This is a genomic window from Azonexus sp. (assembly GCF_049652925.1).
Lineage (GTDB): Bacteria > Pseudomonadota > Gammaproteobacteria > Burkholderiales > Rhodocyclaceae > Azonexus.
Genome location: NZ_JBASFI010000031.1, coordinates 1 through 1985, shown reverse-complemented (window position 1 = coordinate 1985; position 1985 = coordinate 1). Strand labels below are relative to the sequence as shown.

The 1985-nt window shown below is 30.9% G+C and carries 3 protein-coding genes; 1 reads left to right on the top strand and 2 read right to left on the bottom strand.

Features of this window, described 5'->3' with window-relative positions; translation table 11 throughout:
- The coding region (locus tag WBK19_RS16205) for a hypothetical protein (protein WP_511291535.1) at positions 1-306 on the top strand (306 nt) is incomplete at its 5' end.
- A gap of 581 nt (positions 307-887) precedes the next feature.
- On the opposite strand, the gene WBK19_RS16200 is transcribed toward WBK19_RS16205, so the two are convergent.
- Both WBK19_RS16200 and WBK19_RS16195 read right to left on the bottom strand, forming a co-directional pair.
- On the bottom strand, positions 888-1724 hold the full coding sequence (locus WBK19_RS16200; protein WP_511291533.1) for a T4 family baseplate hub assembly chaperone: 837 nt from the start codon (positions 1722-1724) through the stop codon (positions 888-890).
- A gap of 58 nt (positions 1725-1782) precedes the next feature.
- Positions 1783-1985 (bottom strand): hypothetical protein (locus WBK19_RS16195; protein ID WP_511291531.1); only part of this gene is annotated, 203 nt, incomplete at its 5' end.

The window sequence follows — 1985 nt, the reverse complement described above, 5'->3', positions numbered from 1 at the left end:
ATTGAAGGATTATCATTTGGAGGAATGGGAAATGCTACTAGAGATTTAGCTGGACTCCAATTCTTAATTATTGATGGTATTAATCCTCTACCTTATCATATTATAGCACCAACTTCTGTTAAAAAGTTTGCTGTACCAAACAAAGTAAAAGGCAAAAAAACCGAAAAGAAAGATTTATACGATAATTTACCCGAAATAATAAAAAATGAATTTGGGTTGAAAGGGGTTAAAAAGACAACTGGATTATATGATTTAACTGATGCCTATTTTATAGGTATGTATACAATAGAAAATAAGTTGAATTAATATTAAAATATTAAAATATTAAAATATTAAAATAATTAGATAATATTTGTTTTTGTTAAGAACAAATAACACGTTAGAAAAAAATTAAGAATGGTTGTGATATTACTCAACCCGCCAACTATGAACCCGAAAACATAGTCCGTAGATAGAGGTCGCATATTATTGACCGGTTGCTTGGGTGGCGAACGAGAAATATGCCGTGAGAGTTGATTCCAAGTCCAACTACGTTAATGTGGGGGGAGTGGATTTATATATTATATTATATAAATTTTTGTAAAAGACCTAACTAATTAATAAAGATTGGAACGAAGTGAACAATTTTATTTATTAGTTAATGAAATTAATTTTCCACTTGGATTAGTAGATGGGATACATTTTCTTGCCTTCTTTTTCCAATCGGTCTTCAATAAATTCTGCTATTAATTCCCGTTCTATAAGACAACGTTTGAACATTGATTCGTATGATATGCCACCCCTCATAAAATAAGTTAAACTAATAACTGATTTTATAATTCTTTTACGTTCCAATTCCATTCTAGTAAACATACTTCGAACTTCACTTGGTTCGCCTAATCCAAGTGTTAGATAAAAAAATTGACTGGATTAGCTGATATTTTCAAATTTACAGTGCTTTCGCAATCAGGACAAATCTGTGGTGACCTCAAGTCAATTCCCCAATCACTTATTTGATGTACTGCTTTCGTTATATCTCGTTTCCAACCCAATTTTAATTTACGAAGCCATCCCTTTATATGTGTTCTATCAGAAACCCCATCTACGTCCTTAATGACCATGATAGTTGTTTCCACAAATATATTTTCTGCTTCAAGTGCTTCTTCAGTTCTCTTTATATCTAGTTCCTCTGGAGTTTCATCTCCAGATATTTTTGATTTATTCAACATAGACATTTCATAAATTTTTATCATTTCACCATAGGTTACAGGTTTAAATGATATTGTTTGCCCGTTGGATAAGGTTTTTTTATATTCATCGTTTAATGTTGTTGGATCTATTGATTTTGATGAATTAATTACCTGTTGTAAATTAATTACATAAGTACGTTCTTTTGCCTCTTTACAGTCATGTTTATAAGCAACTTCCATTTGATTTCCAAAAGATACCATACGTAAACAAGCTAACAAAAAATCAACATCTTTTGCTAATATATCGAAAGCGTTGTTTACTTGTGGTATACATCTACTAAAAACTACAGCTACAGCTTTTCCTGATAATAATTTATCAGGTGTAGACATTAAAATTTCATCGTACGCAGCCATTGGATATACTTCAACCTCTCCATTAACTACAGATTCATCTAATTCATTGTTGGTATAAAATAATCCATGTGATGGTAATCTAAAAGTCTCTCCAGGCATTATTATACTGGAAAGAAGTGGATTCTCTATTGTATCTATCATTATGTATCTCCTTTTTTGTAATACTATCCCTATTTAGAAGAAGATACATAAGGTAAAATCACATAGATTGATAACCTCTATCTGTATAATGTTCACCATAGTGAGTTACAACCCTATTATCATCGTGTAATCTATAAGTACCACCCTGAACCATCGTCAAAGCTAGAATACCAGTTGTTACTATCCAAATACTCCAGTATAATATTTTGTGTATCATCGGATGTATAAACGCAAATAATATAGTGATAAAATATACACACA

Excerpts from the sequence above, each read along its gene's own strand:
- WBK19_RS16200 (WP_511291533.1), bottom strand. The coding sequence starts at position 1,724 with ATGATAGATACAATAGAGAATCCACTTCTTTCCAGTATAATAATGCCT.